We start from the raw sequence: 20,777 nt of genomic DNA on the forward strand, positions 1-20,777 counted from the left end.
CTTGGCTCGTGGACAGGGCGGACCGAGAGGTCCGGGACGGACCGGACCCGGGGCCCGGAACAGACCGGACCACCGGCCCGGAACAAAAAGTGTCCCGACTCAAGGGTAAAGGGTCCGTAAAGTACCCACGTCGGAGCCGGACCTCGGCCATGAAGGACCGCGGGGAGCCGTGGGAGGGCCGCGGAGGAGCCGGGCGGGGCCGTGAGGGCCGCGGAGCGGTCCGGGCGGGGCCGCGGGGGAATCCGCCGGCCGCGCCGCACGCGCTACAGGGGTGTGGCCGCCTTCAGTACGAAGAAGAGGGTGACCGCCGCGTTCGCCGACGACAGGGCGGAGACCGTCGTGCCGGCCGCCGCCCCCCACATGGCCAGCCCCGCGGCGGTGAAGGCGGGCGGCCACGCCCGCGCGGCCGGGGCCGGTCCCAGCAGGGCCGCGACCCGGCGCGGCACCGGGCCCGGCGCCGCGAAGTGGGCGAACGTCACCGCGGGCGCGCCCCGCGAGACCAGCGCGGCCTTGCCGATGGCCCGGGCCACCACCCGCCGGCTGCCGACCGCCGCGGCCGCGTCCTCGTCGGCCCACCGCTCGGCGGTGTACGCCACCGCCGTACGCAGCGGCCGCAGGAACGGGTTGGCCCGCGCCGCCAGCTGCGCGGTGAGCAGGAAACGGTGATGGGAACCGGCCAGATGGGACCGCTCGTGCGCGAACAGCGCCCGGCGCTCCGCCGGCTCCAGGCAGTCCAGCAGCGCCGTCGAGACGACGACCCGCCCCGGCCCGCCGGGCAGCGCGTAGGCGTACGGCACGTCGTCGGGCAGCACCGCCACCGGGGTGCGCCGCAGTCCCGCCAGCGCGCGCCCCGCGCCCCGCCGCACCCGGCGGTGACGCCACGCGGTCCAGCCGCACGAGGCGACCACCGCGCCCAGCAGCGGTATCGCCGCGCTGCCCGCCACCTCGTCGTACGGCAGTGCCTCCCGCACCTCCGGATCCGACCACCCGTCGGGCAGCGGGTTGCCGGGCAGCTGGGCCGTGCCGACCACCACCAGCAGGGCGAGGCAGAGCGTGCTGCACAGCGCCAGGACCGCGGCGACCACCGACAGCAGCCGGGTCGCGGTGCGCGGATGGAGGTGGTGCGCCGCCAGCCGGGCCACCGGCCACGCGCTCAGCGGCAGCACCAGGGGCAGGAAGACGAAGACACCCATGTCCCTAGGCTTCCGGTTCGTCGGCCGCCTGGGCCAGCAGGTCCCGCAGCAACCGCTCGTCGCCCGGCGTCAGACCGGTCAGGAAACTCGCCAGCACGGCCTCGCGGTCGCTCTCGCCGTCCAGCACCCTGCGCATCCGCAGCGCCGCCAGGCCCGCCTCGTCGGACGTCGGGGTCCACCGGAACGAACGGCCCTCCCGACGCCGCTCCACGGCCCCCTTCGCCTGGAGCCGCGTCAGGATCGTCATCACCGTGGTGTAGGCGACCCGGCCGTCCAGCCGCTCCTGCACCCAGGCCGCCGTCGCCGGACCCGGGGCCCGGCAGAGCGTGGCCAGGACCTGCGCCTCCAGCTCTCCCTGACCGCGCCGCCGCGGCTGTCCGCCGCCGGTGTCCACGTCCGTCACTTCCGGTCCCTCCCGCCGCCGTGCCCGCGTCTCGCCACGCGGCGGTCCATCGTACTGAGTCCCCGCCGGGCGGCCGCCGGCCCGCTCCCGGGGAGCCACGGCCCGGCCCGTACGGCGCCGTCCGCCCCGGCGCGCTCCCCCCAGGCGCCCCGGAGGCCGCCCCGGCGTGCCGGCGCCCCGGGCCGGAGCTCCGCCGCGCAGGGCTGTCCGCGCCCGGGAGCGGGTACCCATCCCGGTACGGAAGCCCGGTGCGGCGCCCGCGGAACGGAGCACGGAGCGCCGGACACCGGACGTCCTCAGCGATCACAGACCCCGAGGAGGCAGCAGGTGCCGTCAACCGAGGACGCCGGCAACGGAGACGACCGGGCGCAGGTCATCGTGGTGGGCGCGGGACCCGCGGGCTCGGCCGCCGCGCTGTTCCTGGCGCGGGCCGGGGTGGACGTGCTGCTCCTGGAGAAGAGCGCCTTCCCCCGGGACAAGGTGTGCGGCGACGGCCTCACCCCCCGCGGCGTCCAGCAGCTGGTGCGGATGGGCATCGACATCGACGCCCCGGGCTGGACCCGCACCAGGGGCATGCGGTGGGTGTGCCAGGGACGCCAGGTGCACATCGACTGGCCGCGCTCGGGCAGCGCCCCCGACTTCGGACTCACCCGCAGCAGGCACGACTTCGACGACCTCCTGGTCCGCCGGGCCGTGGCGGCCGGGGCGAGGCTGTGCTCCCAAACGAAGGCGACGGGGCCCCTGACCGACCGAGCCGGCCGGATCACCGGCGTGAGCGCCCTGGTGGGAGCCGACCGGCGGCCGAAGGACTTCCACGCCCCCCTGGTCGTCGCGGCCGACGGCGCCTCCGCCAGGACGGCCCTGGCCATGGGGCTCGAACGGGACCCCCGTATGCCGATCGCCACCGCGGGCCGCCGCTACTACCGCAGCGAGGCCCGCACCCACGACCCCTACCTGGAACTCTGGGCCGACCTCCTCTGCCCGCGCACCGGCCGGGACCTGCCGGGCTACGGGTGGATCTTCCCGCTGGGCGACGGGCGGGTGAACGTCGGGCTGGGGGCCCTGCCGCACCGCGGCCCCGGCGCGGTCGACCTCCGGGCCACCATGGACCGGTGGCTGGAACGGCTGCCCGGGCACTGGGGCCTTCAGGAGGCGAACGCCGACTCCCCGTTCCGCAGCGCCGCACTCCCCATGGGCTTCAACCGCAGGCCCCAGTACCACCGGGGGCTGCTCCTGGTCGGCGACAGCGCGGGCATGGTCAGCCCCTGGAGCGGCGAGGGGATCGTACAGGCCATGGAGGCGGGCGAGGCCGCCGCGGAGACGATCGCCCTCGCCCTGCACCGCGCGCCGGGCCCCGGACGTGAGCAGGTCCTGCGGCGCTACCCGCGCGAGATCGAGCGCCGCTGGGGGCGCTACTACCGGCTCGGCAACACCACCGCCGGCCTCGTGTTCGCCCGCTTCGGCTACCGGCCCCTGCTCAACCGCCACGTCATGGCCTCACCCGCCCTGGTACGCACCCTCGCCCGCCTGCTCACCCACGGTACGGACGCCCCCGCCGGCGACCTGACCGACACCGTCGTCAGCGGCCTGGTGCGCATGGTCCCCCTGCCGGGCCGGCGCGCGGGGACCGGTCCGCGCTGAGCACCCTGCGGCCCGCGGGTCCGCTCCCGGCCGGGGGCGGACCCGCCTCGCCGTGCGGGGTGGGGCAACACCCCGTAGCGCGTGGTATCTGACGGTATGTCCGTCAGGTGGACCATAGTGGGACGCTATGAGCACCACCGAGACCGCCGACCGGCCCCCGAGCGGACCGGACCCCGGGAACGCCGGCGACGCCTCCAGGCCGGACGGCCCGGTCGTCGCCGTCGGGGTCGCCGGGATCGCCGCCGTCGTCCTGTGGGCGAGCCTGGGGAAGGAGTCCTTCCGGAGCTTCTCCGGCAGCGCTCTGCCCTGGGTGCTGAAGAACTTCGCCTGGCTGTTCGTCGTGGCGGCCGACGTCTTCCTCGTCATGTGCGTGGCCATCGCCTTCAGCCGTTTCGGCCGCATCCGCCTCGGGCGCACGAGCGACGAGAAGCCGGAGTTCACCGACTTCGCCTGGGTGTCGATGATGTTCGCCGCGGGCATGGGCATCGGCCTCATCTTCTACGGCGTGGGCGAACCGGTCACCCACTACCTGACGCCACCGCCCTCGACCGGAGTGGAGGCCAGGACCCCCGGAGCGGCGGGCACGGCCCTGGAGTACTCCTTCTTCCACTGGACGCTGACCCCGTGGGCCATCTACGGGGTCGTCGGCCTCGCGCTCGCCTACACGACCTTCCGCATGGGGCGCGGCAACCGGCTGAGCGCCGTCTTCGTCCCGCTGATCGGGGAGCGGGCGGCCGACGGGATCGTGGGGCGCCTGCTCGACCTGCTGGCGGTCTTCGCCACCGTGTTCGGGACCGCGACCAGCCTCGGCGTCGGAGCCCTCCAGGTCGCCACCGGACTGCACCTGACCGCGGGCGTCGCCGACACCACCGGGCTCCAGCTGGTCATCATCGTCGCGCTCGGGGCCGCCTTCGTCGCCTCGGCCTTCACCGGCCTCCACGGCGGGGTGAAGTGGCTGAGCTCGGTGAACCTGGTGATGGCCGCGGTGCTGATGGTCTTCGTCTTCGTGGTGGGCCCCACCGTCTACATCCTGGACGCCATCCCCTCCAGCGTGGGCGGCTACCTGAACCAGCTCATCCCGATGGCCAGCCGCACCGGCGCGTTCACGGACGGCCGGTGGCTCGGCGACTGGACGATCTTCTACTGGGCGTGGTGGCTCTCCTGGGCCCCCTTCGTGGGCACCTTCATCGCCCGTATCTCCCGGGGCCGCACCATCCGCGAGTTCCTCCTCACCGTGCTGCTGATCCCCTCCGGCGCCTCCGCCCTCTGGTTCTGCGTCCTGGGCGGCACCGGTATCCGCCTCGACGCGACCGGAGCCGTCGACATGGCCCGGGAGAACGCCCGGGGGACCGAGGCGACCCTCTTCGCCATGCTCGACGCCCTGCCTGTCTCCGCCGTCACCTCCTGGTTCGCCATGATCCTGATCATGATGTACTTCATCACCAGCGCCGACTCCGCCTCCCTCGTCATGGGATCCCTCACCAGCCGCGGCGCCCTCCACCCGCGTTCCTGGCTCAACGTCACCTGGGGCATCCTGATGGCCGCCGTCGCGGCGGCCCTGCTCGTCGCGGGCGGCCTCGACTCCCTCCAGTCCGCCACCATCCTCGTCGCCCTGCCCTTCGTGGTCGTGATGCTCGGACTGTGCTGGGCCACCGTGCGCGAACTCCGGGAGGACCCGGCGGCGGGACCGCCGCGCAGCCAGGCGCTCCACGGCCTGCGCGACGCCGTCCGGAAGATGGTCGGCGAGACCGTCTCCGAGGGCGACCACACCCGCCTCACCACCCATCCCCGGCTGCGGCGGGCAGCCAGGAGCCGGGCGGAGGGCCGGACCGAGGAGGACGGGCCGGAGTAGGCGCCCGGGCCGCGGCCCGGGAGGCACCGGTACGGACCGGGCCCGCCCCGGCCGTGCCGGCGGCGGGAACGGGCCCGGCCCGCGGGTGCCGCCCGCCTACTCGGCCGGAGGGAGCGGACGGACCGCCGGGCCCTGCAGCACCTGCCCGTCGACGCCGAACCGCGAGCCGTGGCAGGGGCACTCCCACGACTTCTCCGCCCGGTTGAAGGCGACCAGGCACCCCAGGTGCGTGCACCGCGCCGAGACGGTGTGCGTCCTGCCGTCCTCGTCGCGGTACACCGCGTGGTGCCGGCCGCCGGCCCGGACCACGGCACCCGTGCCCGGCGCGATGTCCTCGGCCCGGTCGGCGTGGCCGGCCGTGAACCGGTCGCCGACGAAGTGCCGGGCGACCTCCGCCTGCTGGGACAGCAGCGCCGCGCCCTCGCGGAGGGTGCTCCTGATCCGGCGGGGGTCGTAGAGCCCGGCCCACCCGGGTTCCCCGCCGGTGATCAGCGCGCTCAGCAGCTGCCCCGCCATCGCGCCTCCGCTCATGCCCCAGCCCCCGAAACCGGTCGCGACGTACACGTGCTTCGCCCCCGCGTGGAACGGGCCGACCAGGGGGACCCCGTCGCTGACGTCGTTGTCCTGGGCCGCCCAGTGGTACGCGGTGGGCCCGGCCGCCGGGAAGTGCCGGTGCATCCACGCGTCGAGCCGCCCGAACCGCTCCCGGGCGTCACCCGTGCCGGGTGTGAAGTCCTCACCCGTGACGATCAGCAGCCGCCGCCCGTCGTCGAGGGGCGCGGTCCGCACCGACCGCTTCCCGCCCTCGTCGGTGATGTACATGTGCTCCGGCGCGGCCTTGGCCGCCAGCGGCGCCGCCACGACGAGTTCGCGGCGCGGCGACATCCTGGCGAAGAGCAGGGCCCGGTCGAAGACGGGGAAGTGGGTGGCGACGACCACGTCCCGGGCCGTCACCGTCATCCCCGTCTCCGTGGTCACCCGGCAGGGGTCGCCCTCGGAGAGTCCCGTCACCCGGGTCCGCTCGTAGACGGCCCCGCCCCGCGCGCGCAGGCCGGCCACGAGGCCCAGCAGATACCGGCGGGGGTGGAACTGCGCCTGCTGTCCGACGCCCACGGCGGCCTCCACCGGGAAGGGCAGCTCGGTCCGGTGCACCAGCGCGGCGTCGAGCCCCGCCTCCGCGGCGGCCCCGGCCTCGGCCTCGTACTCCGCGCGCCGCTCCGGGTCCGTGGTGAAGGTGAACGCGGTGGTCCGTTCGAAGTCGCACGCGATGCCCAGCGCCGCCGCGACGGCCTCGACACGCTCCACCCCCGCCTGCTGCGACCGCGCGTACAGGGCCGCCCCCTCGGCGCCGCGGGTGCGGCGGAGCCGGTCGTAGACCAGTCCGTGCGCCGCGGTCAGTTTGGCCGTGGTGTAACCGGAGACGCCCGCGGCGACACGGTCCGCCTCCAGCACCACCACGCTGCGGCCGGCCGCGGCCAGCTCCCAGGCCGTGCTGAGACCGGCCATACCTGCGCCGATGACCACCACGTCGGCGGTGGTGTGGCCGTCCAGGGGCGGGAAGGAGGGGTGCTCCGTCGTCGCCATCCAGTACGACTCGGCGGTGCCGGGAAGATCCGATCGGTGTGTCATGTCCACTCGTCTCTCAGGACGGCGGCGCGGACACCGGAGGCCCGGTGCGTACGCGCCGTGCGGCAGGGGCGCGGGCGAAGGGCCCGCGCACCCTCGGGTCGGATGTCCCACGCCCCTCGCGCGGCGGGCCTCCCCGCCCCGCGAGGGGCGACGGGGAGGCCCGCACGCGGGGGCCGCCGGATCAGCGGCCGACCGCCTTCCTGAGCTCTTCCTTGTTCATGTGCGAGCGGCCCTCGACGTTCTTCTTCCTCGCCTCTTGGTACAGCTGGTCCCGGGTGGGCCCCTTCGCCCCGCTGTGGGAGCGTCGGCCACCGCGCTCGGAGGCGGACTTCGGGTCACGGGTCGAGGTCCTGCTCGCCGTCCTCGACTCACCGGAGCGGGCCCGCTCCTTGTTGACCGTGCGCGCGGCGATCTCCTTCGCGCGCCCCTCGGACGTGCCGCGCTTCTCGGCACTGTCCTTGATGTGCTCGTACTGGCGTTCCCGCTTGGGGCTGGATCCTGCCGGCATGACACGCTCCTCGCTCTCGTCGGGCAGGCAGTGGCATGGCTGTCCCATGCGTGCCGTTCCGTACCCTGTTGCCCCTACTCCACGCCCGAAACGTGGCCCGCGCGACATGGGGGCGCCGGAGAGGGTGAGCGCCCGGAGCGGTGCGCCGTCACGCCGGGGCGTCCGCCGGGAGCCCGTCGGAGCCGAGGATGGAGATCTCCAGCTTGCGCAGCAGCCGGGCGAGCTGGCGGCGTTCGGACGGGGAGAGGCCGGTCAGCATCCGCCGCTCGTTGTCCAGGTGTTCGGCGAAGACGGTGTCCACCGTGGCCAGGCCCCGCTCGGTCAGGCGCGAGTACACGACCCGGCGGTCGTCCGCGTCGCGTTCCCGCACGATCAGGCCGTCCTTCTCCCGCCGGGTGGTGGTGGGCGAGGCTCCCGCAGACGGTGCCCCCGTTGCGTATCTGCGGGTGACCGATGTGCCCGATGGCGGCGGCCAGCAGCGGCCAGCCCTCACGCACCGCGGGATCGGCCGCGCCCGGGGCACCCTCGGCTGCGCCCTGACCTCCACCGGCACCGGCCTCCAGCCCGCCCCCGGGCCGCCCGCTCCCGCACCGGCCGTACTCGCCGCCGCCGGGGAACCCCTGGCCTCCGCCCGCCGCCCCGTCATCTGGGCCGGCGGCGGCGCGGCCACCGCCGGCGAAGAGCTGACACGGCTCCTGGAGGCCACCGGAGCAGCCCTGCTCACCTCCAACTCCGGGCGTGGTTCCGTACCCGAGGACCACCACCAGGTCATCGGCAACTTCGCCACCGCCCCTGCCTCTACCGTGCCGAGGCCGAGGCCGAGGCCGAGGCCCAGTCGACGGCCACCGCCTGACCGGACGGGGCGCCGGGCCCGTGCGGGGGTCCGGCGCCGCCCGCCCGTGCGGGGCTCAGGCGCCGGTGGCCCGGCGCCACTCCTCGGCGTACTCGTCGAAGACCGTCCGCAGATGATGGCCGATCTTCAGGTAGTCCAGGTCGTCGAGGTTGGCCAGCGAGACCCGCACCGACCACTGCGGGCCGTCGAAACCCCCGCCGTTGAGCAGCACCACCGACGTCTGCTCGGCCAGCCGGAAGAGCGGGTCGACCGGCTCGTAGTTCTCCCGCAGGAAACCGGCGAAGGCCTTCCCGTGGACCCGTTCGGCCTCCGCCAGCAGGTCCAGCTCCAGGTAGTAACCGGCCCGCGCGGGGTCCTCGGAGATCTTCATCCGGGCGCCCTCCAGCAGCAGGCCGAGCCGCTGCCGCACGATCGCGCGGACCCGGTGCTTGTACTCCTGACCCTCGTCCAGCATGTCGAAGAGCGCGAAGAGCACCATCATCATCTGCTGCGGCAGCGACAGCCCGGCCGTGTGGTTGAGCGCCACCTGCCGGGAGTCGGCGACCAGCCGGTCGATGAAGGGGATCTTCTCCGGTTCGAGCGTCAGCGACCCGTACCGCTTCGCCTGCCGCGCCTTCTCCCCGGCGCTCTGCCGCGCCAGCATCGCGTCGATCACGTTGTCGTCCTGCAGCCCGATGAGGCCCAGGCGCCAGCCGGTCGCGCCGTAGTGCTTGGAGAAGGAGTACACCAGCAGGGTGTTGCGGGGCAGACGGGCGGCCAGCGAGCAGAAGCCCTCCACGAACGTGCCGTACACGTCGTCGGTGACGACGATCAGGCCGGGGTTGTCCGTGGCGACGATCCGGGTGATCTCCTCGGCGACCTCCGGGGCGAGCGCCAGCGACGGAGGGTTGCTCGGGTTCACGCAGCAGACCATCCTGATGGACGGGTCGGAGAGTCTGGCGATCTCCTCCGGCCCGTAACGCCACTTGCGCACCCCCGTCTCCGTGAACAGGTCCGCCCTGATCTCGACCACGTCGAAGCCGTAGGTGTCCAGCCGGGGGATCTCCAGGTAAGGGGTGAAGACGGGCACCATGAGCGCGATACGGTCGCCCTTCCTCAGGATCCCGTTCTTCACCAGGGAGTCGAAGATGTAGCACATGGCCGCGGTGCCGCCCTCGGTGGCGAAGAGCCGCAGCTCCTGCGACGGCGGGCGGTGGCCGAACAGCTCGTCGGCGAGATAGCCCCGCAGGATCTGTTCGGTGTGCGGCAGGATCCGCGCCGGCACCGGGTAGTTGTCGCCGATGGAGGAGTCCGCCAGTTCGTGGACGAACGCGTCCCGGTCGAAACCGAAGCGCTTGACGGCGAGGTCCACACAGGCCGTGAGCAGCTCGATCCCGGGCAGGTCCGGGTGGGTACGGGCGAAGTGGGCGTAGCGGTCCGCGCAGCCGGCCCGTTCCGGCATGCCCCCCAGGTTGTCGGCGGTCCACACCCGGCGGGACTCCGAGAGCGCGAAGTAGCCCAGCGCGTGGTAGGCCTCCCGGGGGCCGGTGGCCACCCAGTTCGGGTTGCCGCGGCCGGCGTTGAGCATGACATGGGTGGTCTTGTCCTTCTGGCCGGGCCTGTCGGCCTGCTCCGTGCTCGCGATTCTGATGAACATGTCCTTCAGCTCGAACGGGCTGAGCTGGGCCGCGGACCTGATCTCTTCGCGGCTGAGCCGGGACTTGGTCATGATGGTGTCCGTTCCGGGGGCGGTGCGGTGGTGTGTACGGGCGGGGGCGGGCGCGTCAGGCCCCCAGGACGCCGACCAGGATCGGTCCGGTCAGCGGCAGCAGGAAGTTGGAGAGGGCGTAGGTGATCGTGTAGCCGAGCAGGGGCACCGAGCTGCGGGCCACCTGGGTGACCGCGGTGATCGCCGGGGTGGAGCACTGCTGTCCGGCGATGGCACCGATCAGCAGCGGCTTCTCGATGCCCAGCAGCTTGCGCCCCACGACCAGCGAGACGGACGCCGGTACGAGCACCATGGCGATGCCCGCCACCGGCAGCAGCGCCCCGTACTCCTTGATCAGCGGCCAGGCGTGGGGGCCGGCGGCCAGCCCGGTGCAGGCGATGAAGACCGCGAGGCCCATGTCCTTGAGGGTGGAGGCGGCCTGCGGGGGGAACGCGCCGAAGGTCTGCCTGCGGGAGCGGAACCAGCCGAAGAGGAGCCCGGCGACCAGGCATCCGCCGCCGGTCCCCAGGGACAGGGGGACATCGCCCGCCCGTACGACGACCTGGCCGAGCAGGGAACCCGCCGCGATCCCGAGCCCCAGGTAGACGAAGTCCGTCGAGTCGTTCCTGACGACCGCGCCCACCTTGGAGACCAGTCTGTTCAGTCCGCCGCGCGCCCCGGTCAGGGTGAGCACGTCGCCCCGCTGGAGTTCGGTCTGCGCCGCGGCCGGCAGATGCTGGTCGTTGCGCAGGACGTCGGTGATGTACACCCCGTCCTCCCGGAACTCCGGGTGCCGCTTCTCCAGCATCTCGATCGTCGAACCGTGGGTGGCCCTGTCGGTGACCGCGACCTGGCTGGTCGCCATCGGGGTGTCCAGACCCGGCACCGCCGGTGTCTCCGGCCCGATCAGCCGCCCCGCCTCGATGATGGCGGAACGCCGGCCGACGACCTGCACCAGATCGCTCAGGGTCAGCTCCAGATCCGGTGTGGGGGTGAGCAGTTCACTGCCGCGTTTGACGCCCTCCACGGTGACGCGCCTGCCCTGGGACCTCTCCAGGTCCCCGACCGTCCGGCCGTCGGCCAGCGTGACCAGATAGGTCCGGCCGACGGTGCCGGGCAGCGCCTCGCGCTCGTCGGCCTCCAGGCCCCGCGCCCCGCCGCGCATCTTCTCCCACAGCTCGCGGGAGGCGTCGGCCAGGTCGATGCGCAGCAGTATCGGCATGAACTGGCTGGTGAGGAGCACGATGGTGATGAGCCCGAAGAGGTAGCAGACGGTGTAGGCGGTGGCCACATGGCCCTGGTACTCCGAGATCTGGTCCGCCGTCAGCCCGCTGAGCTTCCCGATGGACTCGGTGGCCGTCCCCACGACGGCCGACTCGGTGGCCGCGCCCGCCAGGATGCCCGAGGCGGTTCCCACATCGAGGTCGAACGCCTTGGCGAGCCCGAAGGCGATGCCCAGGACACAGACCAGCTCGATCAGGCACAGGGCGAAGAAGCGCAGGCTCCGGCGGTTGAGGTTCGCGAAGAACTGAGGGCCCGCCATGTAGCCCAGGGAGAAGATGAACAGGGCGAAGAAGACGGTCTTCACGTCCTCGTCGACGCTGACGTCCCGGGTGCCGAGCAGCAGCGACACGATGAGTGTGCCGCAGATCCCGCCCAGGGTGATGGGCCCGAAACGCAGCTTGCCCACCAGGTAGCCGACGGCCAGGCAGAGGAAGAGCGCGAGCTCGGGGTTGTCGCGGAGTACGCCCATTCCGCCTCATCCACCGGTCGAAGAAAAGCCGAACAATTCAGACATGTCGGTGAAATTAGCAGCACTTCGAGCGCGGTGGTGGGCACCGTGCCGTCCCGCGCTCCTTCCGTGCCTCCGCGCTTTCTGCCCCGGCGCCGGGCCGCCGGGGCGCCGGGTACGCCCCGGCGGGGGAGGGGCTGCCCTCAGCCGGACAGCGGCCCGCGCCGGCTCCTCGCCGCCGCCACCAGCTCCGGGACCGTGGCCAGCTTCACCCGCGGGCGTCCCGCCCGGCGGCCCAGGGCGAGTTCGGCGCGGTCGATGCCGGCCAGCCCCCGGGCGTCGACGAGGCGGCGGTTGCGGCTCCGGGCCAGCCGGGTGAAGGCCTTCGCGCCGTACCCGGGCGCGGGCAGCCGGCCGGCGACGGCGTCGGCCAGCAGGGCCGTGACCGTCTCGGCGGCACAGGTCCGGTTGGCCCCGATCCCGCCGGACGGGCCGCGCTTGATCCAGCCCACGACATACGTCCCCGGCATCCCCGGCACCCGGCCGCCCTCGTGCGGGACGGTGCCGCTCTCCTCGTCGAAGGGGAGCCCGGCGACCGGGAGCCCGCGGTAGCCGACGGCCCGGAGGAGCAGGCCGGCCGGGATGCCGGTCCCCTCCGGTGAGCCCGTGCCGTCCGTGACCCGCACGGTACGGACGCGGTCCTCGCCGAGCGCCGCGAGCGGCGCCGAGTGGAAGCGGAACACGATACGGCGGCGCTTCGGCGGCGGGGCCGACCAGTCCACCGTCTCCCGGAGCGCACCGCGCAGGACCGAGGCCTTGTCCGCCGGCCCGGCGGCGTCGATCGCCGCGCCGGTCCGCGGGTCGTGGTCGTCGACGACCAGGTCCACCCCGGGCAGATGCCTGAGGGCGAGCAGTTCGGGCCGGGTGCAGGCGGCTTCCCCCGGACCGCGCCGCCCCAGGACCACCACCTCGCGTACGGGGGAGGCCCGCAGCGCGTCCAGGGCGTGGCCGGCGATGTCGCTGCCGGCCAGGGTGTCCGGGTCCGAGAGCAGGATGCGGGCCGCGTCGAGGGCGACGTTGCCGTTGCCGACGACGACCACCCGTTCCGCGGACAGGTCCACGGCGTCTGCCGGGACCTCCGGATGGGCGTTGTACCAGGCGACGAACGTACGGGCGGAGAGGCTGCCCGGCAGGTCCTCGCCGGGCACGGACAGCCGGCGGTCGGCGGACGCCCCGACCGCGTAGACGACGGCGTCGTGGTGCGCGAGGAGTTCCTCGTGCGTGAGGTCCGTGCCGACGTCGAGTCCGAGGTGCATCCGCACCCGCGGGTGCGTGTGGAAACGCCCGAAGGTGTCCTGGACCTTCTTCGTCGACGGGTGGTCGGGGGCCACGCCGTACCGGATGAGGCCGCCCGCCACCGGCAGCCGGTCGATCAGGGTCACCTCCGCGCTCGTGTGCAGCAGCAGGTCCTCGGCGGCGTACATGCCGGCCGGGCCGGTGCCGACGACGGCGACCCGGACCGGTGCGAAGTCGGACGGCAGGCTCCGCTCGAAGACCGGTTCCCCCCACGCGTGGAAGTTCGGCCCCGTGTCCGCGGGAGCGGGCTCCCGGCCCTCGTAGTACGCCGCGTTGAGCGGTCCGTACACCTTCTGCGGACCGGTGAGGTCCTCCAGCGGGAAGATCGCGTCCACCGGGCAGGCGTCCGCGCAGGCGCCGCAGTCGATGCACGACGCCGGGTCGATGTGGAGCATCTCCGTACGGCCGAAGTCGGGCTCGTCCGGCGTGGGGTGGATGCAGTTGACGGGGCACACCGCGATACAGGTGGCGTCGCTGCAGCAGGTCTGGGTGATGGCGTAGGTCATGACGTCCGCTCAGATCAGATGGGCGCGCTTGTAGAACACCAGCGCGGGCTTGGTGAGCAGGCGTGCGGAGGCGAGGAAGTCCATCAGGCCCGAACAGCTCGAACGCATCATCGCCTTGTGGTGCTCGTTGGCCTTCGCCTCGGCGAGGGCGCGTTCGCCGTCCAGCCCGGCGTTGGCGTAGACGTCCTTGTTGACCATGCTGGTCACGATCACGTAGGACGCGATCGCGATGACGAGGGCGTGTATCCGGCGCCTCAGCCACCCCGCGCGCGAGAGGTGCCTGCGTGTCTCGGCGCGGGCGAACTTCATGTGCCGCGACTCCTCGACCACGTGGATGTTGTTGATGGTCCGGACGAACGGCACGACCCGCTCGTCACGCATCCAGTCCCGCTGCATGACGTCCAGGACCTCCTCGGCGACCAGGATCGCCGCGTACGCCGCCTCGCCGAAGGCAACCGTCTTGAAGGCCCTGCCCAGTTCCATCGCCAGCCGGCGCGGGCGGTAGGCGGGCGCGTCCAGCTTCCGGGCGCCCCGGGCGAACATGATGGAGTGCCGGCACTCCTCGGCGATCTCGGTGAGCGCCCACTGCACGTCCGCGCCCGCCGGGTCCTTCGCGTAGACGTCCCGCAGGATCATCTGCTGGAGGATCATTTCGAACCAGATCCCGGTGCTGGCCACCGAGGCGGCCTCGTGCCGGGTCAGTTCCTTGCGCTGGGCGTCCGTCATCTCGCGCCAGTACGCGGTGCCGTACAGGGTGCTCCACTCCGGGCTGGTGCCGTGGAAGTCCTTGTCCAGCGGTGTCTCCCAGTCGACCTCCGTCGCCGGGTCGTACGCCAGCATCGCGGCCGAAGCGAGCAGCCGCCGGGCGACGTCGTGCTCCTCGGGCCGGTCCTCGTGCTCGGGTCGAACGGTGCTGCTTGCCATGGTGCGGCTCCTCGGTGCGCGCGTGCGGGTCCTTCGGACTGATGAGGCAGTGAGACCGGATCGTCAACTGCCCTGAGGGCGACGGGACATGGCGGCCGCCCGACAGGGCAGCACGGAAGAAGGCGGCCTGTCTCCCTCCTGTTAGACGGAAGGTATAACAAGGACGCCGCACCGCCTACCCCCCAGTAGGGATTCCGCGCCCGCCTCCGCGAAATCTCCGCTTTCCGGAGGGGTGCGGCAGGGGGTGAGGGCCTACTCGTTCGTCATGTCGAACATCGTTCGCAATTTCAGCGCTCCTCCTTGACGCCGTGATGGCGCCGCCCTACGGTCCCGTCCGAAGTGGCGAGCGGCTTTCGGTATACCGAACACGCGTACAGGCTCGCCATCCCGACTCCCCTGCCCGGAAACCGAGTTGACCCAGCCGACGCCGAGACGAGACGAGCCGCCATGCATCCACCCCACCTCAGCCGTCGCCGCGCCCTCGCGGGCGGCGCGGGCGCCCTGGCCGCCGCCGGAGCCCTCGGCTCCCTGACGGGATGCGCCGCACCCGCGACCGCCGCCGGCCCGGGGCAGACGCTGCTGCGGTTCTGGCACCTGTTCGGCGGCGGTGACGGTGTCAACATGCAGGGCATGCTGGAGGAGTTCCGGGCCGCACACCCCTCCATCGCCCTGGAGGCCACCACCCTCCAGTGGGGCGCCCCCTACTACACCAAGCTGGGCATGGCGGGAGCGGGCGGCCGGGCCCCCGAACTCGCCGTCCTGCACCTGGCCCGCCTCGCCGGCTTCGCCCCCGGCCGGCTCCTGGACCCGTTCGACCTCGGCCTGCTGGCCGAACACGGCGTCCAGGAGGAGCACTTCCCGCCGGACATCTGGCGCCGCGGCCAGGCCGGGGGCCGGCAGTACGCCGTCCCGCTCGACACCCACCCCTTCGTCCTCTACTACCAGACCGAGATCTGCGAGAAGGCCGGACTCATGTCCGGCGGGTCGCTCAGGCCGGTCAACGGGGCCGGGGAGTTCGCCGACGCCCTGCGCGCCGTCAAGAAGGCGACCGGCCGGCCCGGTCTGGTCACCGAGACCTTCGGGGCGGACTGCATCACCCCCTGGCGCCTCTTCTCCACCTTCTACTCGCAGACCGGAGGCGCCGTGCTGTCCCCCGACGGCAGACGCCTGGCGCTCGACGACACCAAGGCGCTGCGGGTGCTGGAGTACCTGACCTCCCTCGTCGAGGAGGGGCTGATGGTGCGCCGTGCCGACTACCCGGCCTGCGTGAGCATCTTCAACGAGGGGAAGACCGCCTTCCACCTCAACGGCGAGTGGGAGATCACCACGTACCGGAACGCGAAGATCCCCTTCTCCATGACCCGGGTGCCCGCCCTCTTCGGCAGCGCCTCCGCACAGGCCGACTGCCACACCTTCGTCCTGCCGCACCAGGCCGGCCGCGGCGGCGCCCCGGACGAGGCCGCCCACGCCTTCGTCGCCTGGATGCTCCGCAACTCCGTGGCCTGGGCCGAGGGCGGCCACGTCCCCGCCTACCTCCCGGTCCTCGGCACGCCGGAGTACCTCGCGCTCAAGCCGCAGTCCGAATACCGCGACGTGATCGACGACGTCGCCCTCGACGAACCCGCCTGGTTCGCCGGCTCCGCGTCCCGGATGTGGATCGAACTCGGCGCCGTCCTCTCCGGCGCCCTCACCGGCTCCCGGACCCCGCGCGGCGCCCTGGACGAGGTCAAGGCACGCCTGCGCACCCTCCTCGACACCCGCAATCCCCTTCCGGGAGCCGCGTCATGACCACCACCGCCATGGCCCCCGTCCCCGCCGGGGAACGCACCGGAGGAGGCCGGCCGCCGGCCGCCCGCACCGTCCGCCGTGCGTGGACCGAACACGGACTGGTCTTCGTCGCGCCCTTCCTGCTCGTCTACGCGCTCTTCCTGGTCTGGCCGCTGATCTCCGGCGTCGGGATGAGCCTGACCAGCGAGAACATCACCGGCGCCGGCGGGGAGTTCATCGGCCTCGACAACTACGCCGAGGCGATACGCGACCCCGAGGTGTGGTCCTCGCTCTGGAACACCGTCTGGTTCACCGTCCTGTCCACCGTCCCGCTCGTCGTCGCCGGACTCGGACTCGCCCTGCTCGCCCACCACCTGCGCGCGGTGCAGTGGCTGTGGCGGCTCAGCTGGTTCGCCCCGTACCTGCTGCCGTCCGGGGTCGTCTGCCTGCTCTTCCTCTACATGATCTACCCCTCCGACTTCGGCCTCGCCGACCAGCTGCTCGCCTCCGTCGGACTCGAACCCGGCATCGGCTGGCTCGGCGACGAGCGGTACGCGATGCTCTCCGTCGTCGCGACCACCGTCTGGTGGACCGTCGGCTTCAACTTCCTGCTCTACCTCGCCGCCCTCCAGGCCATCCCCGCCCACCTCTACGAGGCCGCGGAACTGGACGGCGCGGGGGCCTGGCACCGGCTGCGCCACATCACCCTGCCGCTGCTGCGCCGCACCACCGGACTGGTGCTGGTCCTCCAGGTACTGGCCTCCCTGAAGATCTTCGACCAGGTCTACCTGATGACCGGCGGCGGCCCCGACGACTCCACCCGGCCCATCCTCCAGTACGTCTACCAGCAGGGGTTCACGGGCTACCGCATGGGCTACGCCTCGGCCGTCTCGTACATCTTCTTCGCCCTGATCCTGACCGTCTCCCTGGTACAGCCGCTGCTGTCCCGGCGCCGAGCTGAGGAGGCCGCGAAGTGAGCGGTTCCGCCACCGTCACCAGCCGCCCCGCCCCCGCGAAGACCCCCACGGGGACGTCGGCGAGCCGCCGCCGGACCTGGACACCCGGCAGGATCGTCCTCCTCGCCGTCGCGCTCGTCCTCACCGCGCTCTGGCTCCTCCCGCTCGCCTGGGCCCTCGCCACATCCCTGAAACCGGAGGCCGAGACCGCGACGACCCCGCTGGAATGGATCGGCTCCCGCGTCACCTTCGAGGCGTACTCCAAGGTCTGGGAGTCCGGAGACGTCACACGCTGGCTGATGAACTCGGCGTACATCTCCGTGATGACCACCGTGCTGACCGTGCTGACCTGCGCGATGGCCGCCTACGGCTTCACCCGCACCGACTTCCGGGGCCGCCGGCTGCTCTACGCGCTGGTGCTGGCGGGGATCATGGTGCCCCCGCAGGTCCTGATCGCACCGCTGTTCCGCGAGATGGTCCAGCTCGGACTCGTCGACACCTACTGGGGCGTCATCCTTCCGCAGGTGGCCGTGCCCGCCATGGTGTTCATCCTGGTGAAGTTCTTCGAGGGCGTGCCCAGGGAACTGGAGGAGGCGGCCTTCGTCGACGGCGCCGGGCGGTGGCGGGTGTTCTGGACGATCGTCATGCCGCTGTCCCGCCCCGTGCTGGCGGCGGTGGCGATCTTCACCTTCATCTCCACCTGGAACAACTTCCTCTGGCCGTTCCTCGTCACCACCGACCCGAACGGCATGACGCTGCCGGTCGGCCTGGCCAACGTCCAGTCCTCCTTCGGCGTGCGCTACGCGCAGATCATGGCGTCCCTGGTGATCGCCGGGCTGCCGCTCCTGCTGGTCTTCGCCCTCTTCCAGCGGCAGATCGTGCGCGGTATCGCCCACACCGGCCTGGCCGGCCAGTGACCGCCCTCCCGGGCGCCCGCCCCCGCACCGCGCCCGGAGGTCTTCCGCGCCCTGACCCACCGCGGCCGGAACACCACCGGTGATACCGGCGCGGCGGCCGGTACGGTTCGCCCGGCCTATGGCGAAGGTGTACAAAAGGGAACATGGCCGCACGCAACGGCCGCCCGCGTCCGTTCCTCCGGATGAGAACCGTCGCCGGCCAGGTCTTCCTCCTGCAGGTGGCGATCGTCGTCCTCCTCGTCATCGCCGCCGTCTCCGCCCTCGTACTCCAGTCCAGGGCGGACGGCGAGCAGGAGGCCCGCAGCCGGTCGGTCGCCGTGGCCGGGACCTTCGCCAACTCACCGGGCATGGAAGCGGCGCTCGAGAGCCCCGATCCCACCGCGGTGCTCCAGCCCGAGGCCGAGGCGGCACGCAAGGCGGCCGAGGTCGACTTCGTCGTCGTCCTCGACCGCGACGGTGTCCGCTACACCCACCCGCTGCCCGACCGCATCGGCGGCACGTTCGTCGGGAACACCGGACCTGTGCTCAAGGGCGAGACCGTCGTCGAGGAGATCGACGGCACCCTCGGCCCGCTCGTCCAGGCGGTGGTACCGGTCTTCGGACCGGACGGCAAGGTCATCGCCATGGTGGCGGCGGGCATCACCGTCGACCAGGTCAGCGGGGCCGTCGAGCGGCAGTACGTCCTCCTCTTCGGCTCCGCCGCGGGCATCCTGCTCGTCACCACCGGCGGTACCGCGCTGGTCAGCAGACGGCTGCGCCGCCAGACCCACGGCCTCGGCCCGGCCGAGATGACCCGGATGTACGAGCACCACGACGCCGTCCTGCACGCCGTGCGCGAAGGCGTCCTCATCACCGACGGTGACGGTGTGCTGCTGCTGGTCAACGACGAGGCCCGGCGGCTCCTGGGCCTGCCCGCCGACGCGGAGGGCCGCCCGGTCACCGGACTCGGACTCGACCCGGCCACCGCCCGGCTGCTCTCCTCCGGGCAGAGCGCCACCGACGAGGTCCACTCGGTGGGCGACCGGCTGCTGGCGATCAGCCGGCGCGCCACCGACCGGGAGGGAGGGCCGCCCGGAACCGTCACCACCCTGCGTGACACCACGGAACTGCGGGCGCTCTCCGGCAAGGCCGACGTGGCACGCCAGCGCCTCAGGCTGCTCTACGACGCGGGCACCGAGATCGGCACCGTCCTCGACGTCGTACGCACCTGCGAGGAACTGGTGGACTTCGCGACGGCCAGATTCGCCGACTACGCCACCGTGGACCTCTCGGAGAACATCCTGCGCGGCGAGGAGCCCACGGAGGCACGGGCGGTCAGCGGCCTGCGCCGCACCGCCTTCAGCGGCCAGGACCGGGCCACGGGCTTCTTCCCGCTCGGCTCGGAGATCCACTTCCAGCCCGGCCTCGCGGTCGGGGCGGCCCTGCTCCGGGGCGAGGCGGTCCTGGACACCGACCTCGCGGCCCACCGCGGATGGCAGGAGTTCAGCCCCGAACGGGCCGAGCGGCTGCTCGCCCACGGATTCCACTCCATGATCGCCGTCCCCCTGCGGGCCCGCGGGCTCATCCTCGGCGTCGCCATGTTCTGGCGTGCCGAGAACCCCCACCCCTTCGAGGAGGAGGACCTGTCCGTCGCCGAGGAACTCGTCGCCCGGGCCGCCGTGAGCGTCGACAACGCCAGGCGCTACTCCCGCGAGCACGCCGTCGCGGTCACCCTCCAGCGCAGCCTGCTGCCCCGCGGCCTGCCCGAGCAGAACGCCATCGACGCCGCCTACCGCTATCTGCCGGCCCAGGCGGGGCAGGGCGGACTGGGCGGCGTCGGCGGCGACTGGTTCGACATCATCCCGCTGCCCGGCGCCCGGGTCGCCCTCGTCGTCGGCGACGTGGTGGGCCACGGCCTGCACGCCGCGGCCACCATGGGGCGGCTGCGCACCGCGGTCCACAACTTCTCCAGCCTCGACCTGCCCCCCGACGAGCTCCTGTGGCACCTGGACGAACTGGTCACCCGTATCGACCAGGACGAGTCCGCCGAGGACCCGGGCAACGCGGTCACCGGTGCCACCTGCCTCTACGCCATCTACGACCCGGCCGACGGCCACTGCACCATGGCGCGGGCCGGCCACCTCCAGCCGGTGGTCATCGGCCCGGACGGGGACGCGGCGTTCGCCCCCGTGCCCGGCGGCCCGCCCCTGGGGCTCGGCGGCATGCCCTTCGAGACCCTGGACGTACAGCTGGCCGAGAACAGCCGGCTGGTCCTCTACACGGACGGACTCGTCGAGGACCGCCGCCGGGACATCGACGAGGGGCTGGAGATCCTGCGCGGCACCCTCGACGGACACGCCGGACGGTCCCCGGAGGACACCTGCGAGGCGGTCCTCGCCGCCCTCGTGCCCGCCAGGGCCCAGGACGACATCGCCCTTCTCGTCGGCCGCACCCTCCGGCTCGACGCGGACAACGTCGCCGCGTGGGACGTCCCCTCCGACCCCGCCGCCGTCTCCGAGGTGCGGGCCGGGGTCTCCGCCAGACTCACCGAGTGGAACCTGGCCGAAGAGGCGTTCACCACCGAACTCATCCTCAGCGAACTGGTCACCAACGCGATCCGGTACGCCACCGGCCCCATCCGGGTACGCCTGATCCGCGACCGGACCCTGATCTGCGAGGTCTCCGACCGCAGCAGTACCTCCCCGCACCTGCGCCAGGCGGCCACCACCGACGAAGGCGGCCGGGGGCTCTTCCTCGTCGCCCAGCTGGCCGAACGCTGGGGCACCCGCTACACCGACGACGGCGGCAAGGTCATCTGGACGGAACAGCCCCTCCTGGACGGCACCCCGGAATGAACCCGCACCGGCCCGCCGG

Annotated in this window: 14 protein-coding genes and 3 pseudogenes; 7 read left to right on the plus strand and 10 right to left on the minus strand. The window is 72.9% G+C overall.

From position 1 onward, the window contains the following. Positions 1-263 precede the first annotated feature (263 nt). Both CP967_RS31970 and CP967_RS31975 read right to left on the minus strand, forming a co-directional pair. On the minus strand, positions 264-1,193 hold the full coding sequence (locus CP967_RS31970) for a M56 family metallopeptidase (RefSeq protein WP_150491301.1): 930 nt from the start codon (positions 1,191-1,193) through the stop codon (positions 264-266). Positions 1,194-1,197: 4 nt separating this feature from the next. Further along, positions 1,198-1,596: a BlaI/MecI/CopY family transcriptional regulator gene (locus CP967_RS31975; protein ID WP_150491302.1), complete on the minus strand. Its 399-nt coding sequence runs from the start codon at positions 1,594-1,596 to the stop codon at positions 1,198-1,200. A 327-nt stretch (positions 1,597-1,923) separates the two neighbouring features. Here CP967_RS31975 and CP967_RS31980 point away from each other — a divergent pair, with 327 nt between their 5' ends. Continuing rightward, a complete protein-coding gene (locus CP967_RS31980) occupies positions 1,924-3,237 on the plus strand; it encodes a geranylgeranyl reductase family protein (protein ID WP_150491303.1) in 1,314 nt (437 codons plus the stop codon). 127 nt (positions 3,238-3,364) lie between these two features. After that, positions 3,365-5,089, plus strand: coding sequence for a BCCT family transporter (locus CP967_RS31985; RefSeq protein ID WP_150491304.1), 1,725 nt, complete (start codon positions 3,365-3,367; stop codon positions 5,087-5,089). A 96-nt stretch (positions 5,090-5,185) separates the two neighbouring features. Here CP967_RS31985 and CP967_RS31990 read toward each other — a convergent pair whose 3' ends face one another. The 4 genes and pseudogenes from CP967_RS31990 to CP967_RS34950 form a co-directional block, all read right to left on the minus strand. After that, the gene (locus CP967_RS31990) at positions 5,186-6,718 is read right to left on the minus strand and encodes an FAD-dependent oxidoreductase (RefSeq protein ID WP_150491305.1); all 1,533 of its coding nucleotides are present in this window, start codon (positions 6,716-6,718) and stop codon (positions 5,186-5,188) included. Between the two features lie 181 nt (positions 6,719-6,899). After that, complete coding sequence (locus CP967_RS31995; RefSeq protein WP_150491306.1) at positions 6,900-7,226, minus strand: plasmid stabilization protein; 327 nt, start codon at positions 7,224-7,226, stop codon at positions 6,900-6,902. A 148-nt stretch (positions 7,227-7,374) separates the two neighbouring features. Then, a pseudogene (locus CP967_RS34945) lies at positions 7,375-7,620 on the minus strand (MarR family winged helix-turn-helix transcriptional regulator); the annotation flags it as partial. Between the two features lie 46 nt (positions 7,621-7,666). Beyond that, positions 7,667-7,723, minus strand: a pseudogene (locus CP967_RS34950) (hypothetical protein); the annotation flags it as partial. Positions 7,724-7,759: 36 nt separating this feature from the next. On the opposite strand from CP967_RS34950, the pseudogene CP967_RS34955 reads away from it, so the two are divergent. Further along, a pseudogene (locus CP967_RS34955) lies at positions 7,760-8,020 on the plus strand (thiamine pyrophosphate-binding protein); the annotation flags it as partial. 114 nt (positions 8,021-8,134) lie between these two features. Here CP967_RS34955 and CP967_RS32005 read toward each other — a convergent pair. From CP967_RS32005 to CP967_RS32020, 4 genes are all read right to left on the minus strand, one after another. Beyond that, positions 8,135-9,787, minus strand: coding sequence for a bifunctional aspartate transaminase/aspartate 4-decarboxylase (locus CP967_RS32005; protein ID WP_150491307.1), 1,653 nt, complete (start codon positions 9,785-9,787; stop codon positions 8,135-8,137). A 55-nt stretch (positions 9,788-9,842) separates the two neighbouring features. After that, positions 9,843-11,519, minus strand: a complete 1,677-nt coding sequence (gene aspT, locus CP967_RS32010) for an aspartate-alanine antiporter (RefSeq protein ID WP_150491308.1) — start codon at positions 11,517-11,519, stop codon at positions 9,843-9,845. Positions 11,520-11,701: 182 nt separating this feature from the next. Further along, a complete protein-coding gene (locus CP967_RS32015; RefSeq protein ID WP_150491309.1) occupies positions 11,702-13,360 on the minus strand; it encodes an FAD-dependent oxidoreductase in 1,659 nt (552 codons plus the stop codon). A gap of 9 nt (positions 13,361-13,369) precedes the next feature. Further along, positions 13,370-14,284, minus strand: a complete 915-nt coding sequence (locus CP967_RS32020; RefSeq protein WP_150491310.1) for an AurF N-oxygenase family protein — start codon at positions 14,282-14,284, stop codon at positions 13,370-13,372. Positions 14,285-14,731: 447 nt separating this feature from the next. On the opposite strand from CP967_RS32020, the gene CP967_RS32025 reads away from it, so the two are divergent. The 4 genes from CP967_RS32025 to CP967_RS32040 all read left to right on the plus strand — a co-directional run bounded on the left by CP967_RS32025 (position 14,732) and on the right by CP967_RS32040 (position 20,758). Further along, entirely contained in the window at positions 14,732-16,072 is a 1,341-nt protein-coding gene (locus CP967_RS32025; protein ID WP_150491311.1) for an extracellular solute-binding protein, read from the plus strand. Continuing rightward, the gene (locus tag CP967_RS32030) at positions 16,069-17,028 is read left to right on the plus strand and encodes a carbohydrate ABC transporter permease (protein WP_150491312.1); all 960 of its coding nucleotides are present in this window, start codon (positions 16,069-16,071) and stop codon (positions 17,026-17,028) included. Before CP967_RS32025 ends, CP967_RS32030 begins: the two co-directional genes overlap by 4 nt. Next, positions 17,025-17,924, plus strand: coding sequence for a carbohydrate ABC transporter permease (locus CP967_RS32035; protein ID WP_150491313.1), 900 nt, complete (start codon positions 17,025-17,027; stop codon positions 17,922-17,924). The genes CP967_RS32030 and CP967_RS32035 overlap by 4 nt, the downstream gene beginning before the upstream one ends. Positions 17,925-18,067: 143 nt before the next feature. Next, positions 18,068-20,758, plus strand: a complete 2,691-nt coding sequence (locus CP967_RS32040) for a SpoIIE family protein phosphatase (protein WP_150491314.1) — start codon at positions 18,068-18,070, stop codon at positions 20,756-20,758. The last annotated feature ends 19 nt before the right edge of the window (positions 20,759-20,777 follow it).

Origin of the sequence: Streptomyces nitrosporeus (assembly GCF_008704555.1) — a bacterium.
GTDB classification, from domain to species: Bacteria; Actinomycetota; Actinomycetes; order Streptomycetales; family Streptomycetaceae; genus Streptomyces; species Streptomyces nitrosporeus.